At 69.5% G+C, this 2,256-nt stretch carries 1 protein-coding gene; it reads right to left on the bottom strand.

Going from position 1 to position 2,256, the window contains the following annotated elements:
* Positions 1-2,256, bottom strand: a 2,256-nt coding sequence (locus VIR15_RS13830) for a glycoside hydrolase domain-containing protein (protein ID WP_331928596.1), incomplete at both ends; no start/stop codon positions are given.

Below are 2,256 nucleotides of genomic sequence, written 5' to 3'. Positions count from 1 at the left end.
GGTCCCGTTGAGCCGGTACGCCATCTCGAGGGCGATGACGTTGCCGAACTTTGCGGACCCGCACCAGTCGCCGTACTGGATCGGGTAGTCGACCGAGGTGCCGTCGGTGAAGTTGACCCGGCCCATGGTGTCCTGATCCCGTTGGGTGGCGGTGCCGATGAGCGAGAGCTTCGTCGCGCCCGGGGCTAGGGTCACCTCGAGCGTCTGCCCGGCGCCGGTCGCGTTGTCGTTCTCGCCGGACGGGATGGCCGGGATCGAGTAGCGCAGATCCGTGCCGGGCACCGTGATGACGCGGCCCGGGACACCCCCGGCCTCGGTCAGTGCCGCGCGAGAGATCCCCGCGCGGTCCGCGTCGCACGGCACCTGCTGGCCCACCTCGCCGATGCAGACCGAGTCGAACGCCCCGGCATAGGAGGGAACCGACGCCTGGTGCACCGTGACGCCACCGACGGCGCTCCCGCTGCCGGTCTGCATCGTCACTGTCACTCGGGGCTGGTAATAGCCGGGCTTGGACCAGGTGTGGGTGCCCTTGACGGTGAAGGAGCCGAGATCTCCGGCCACGATCGTGCCGTCGGAGCTCGAGCCGTCACCCCAGGCGATCGTGGCCGTGACGGGTCCGGACGGGTAGCCGACCCCGCCTGAGAACGTCGCCACGGTGCCGGTCCACTCCGTGTCCTCGGTGACCTCGAACTCGGGCGCACCAACGACCTTGACACCGGTCGTCTGCGCCTTTGATCCGTCCGTGAGCAGCTCGACCTCGGCCAGGTTGGCATTGGCCGCGCCGGTGGTCTCCGTCACGACGAGGCGGTAGGACGTGTAGGTCTCAGGCTCGGCGATCCGGAACGGCCGCGTCTGCATGCGCCACGGGAACTGCTCACCCGATCGGGTGTCGAGCGTCGTCCACGTTGCACCACCGTCGCGGGAGCCTTCGAGGCGCCACGCCGACGGGTCTCCGGCGGCCGGGCCGGACGTGACGGTGTACCACGTCGCCCGCTGGCCCACGCCCGAGAGCGTGAAGCCGATGGTCGGCGTCGCGGTCGCGAAGGCTGCCGACGTCCGCGACGTGTCGTCGAAGAGCGCCTTGGCGGCACTGCCTGCGGCAAGACCAGCGGCGCTGGCCGTGCCGCGGCCGGGGCCGGTGGCGTCCTTGAGCGGCTTCGGCACCTCCGTGCCCTGGGTCAGGGACGGCGGGGCGTCCTGGGCCCGAGCGCCGAAGTCCGACGGACGGGCACCCATTGCGAAGTCGACCCTGGCGTTCCCGGCGAGGGCGGACTGGTTGATCGAGACGCTCTTGTGCTTGGTGCCGTTGACGGTGACGCCCTGGATGTAGATGTTCGTCTCGGAGTTGCCGGGAGCAGTGACGACGAGGTCGCCCTGCGTGCGGTGCACCGTCATCCGCTCGAACTTCGGAGAGCCGATCGCCCACTCCGGAGACCCGACCTGGAGGGGGTAGATCCCGAGCGCCGACAGGACGTACCACGCTGACATCTCGCCGTTGTCCTCGTCGCCGGGGTAGCCCTGGCCGATGTCCGACCCGACGTAGAGCCGGCGCATGATCTCGCGGACCTTCTCGGCGGTCTTCCACTGCTGACCGGTCCAGACGTACATGTACGGGATGTGATGGCTGACCTGATTGCTCTGGCCGAGCTGGCCCATCCGGACGTCGCGCGCCTCGAGCATCTCGTGGATGGTGCCGCCGTACGAGCCCGGCTTGGTGGCCGTCTCCGGCGTGGCGAAGAACTGGTCCAGCTTGTCGGCGAGGGCCGCGCGGCCGCCGTAGAGGTTGGCCAGGCCGTTGCCGTCCTGCGGTGCGTGGAAGGCGAAGTTCCAGCCGTTCGTCTCGGTGAAGTCGCCGCCCCAGACCTCAGGGTCGAAGGTCGCGGGGAAGCTGCCGTTCGCCGCGCGGCCCTGGAAGAAGCCGACCTTGTCGTTGAAGACGTTGACGTAGTTCGTCGCCCGGCGCAGGAAGTACTGCGACTCCTCGGTGAGCTGGCCTCGCCGCGCCTCCGGGGTCCCGGGATCCTTGGCGAGCTGCGCGGCCATCGTCCCGATCCCGAAGTCGTTGATCAGTCCCTCGAGGCCCCACGACACGCTCTCGTGCGTGCTCGTGCTCGTGTAGCCCAGGAAGATCGACGTGTCGAGCCCCTTGCGGCCGACGGCGCTCGACGTCGGCAGGACCGTCGCGTTCTTGAGCGCCGCATCGTAGGTGCCCAGCGGGTCCGGCAGCGGGACGCCCTTGACGTAGGCGTCGGCGAA

Source organism: Intrasporangium sp. (assembly GCF_036566125.1).
In the GTDB taxonomy this organism is placed as follows: Bacteria; Actinomycetota; Actinomycetes; order Actinomycetales; family Dermatophilaceae; genus Intrasporangium.
The sequence above is the reverse complement of the archived record's forward strand: the minus strand, read 5'-3'. Positions and strand labels throughout refer to the sequence as shown.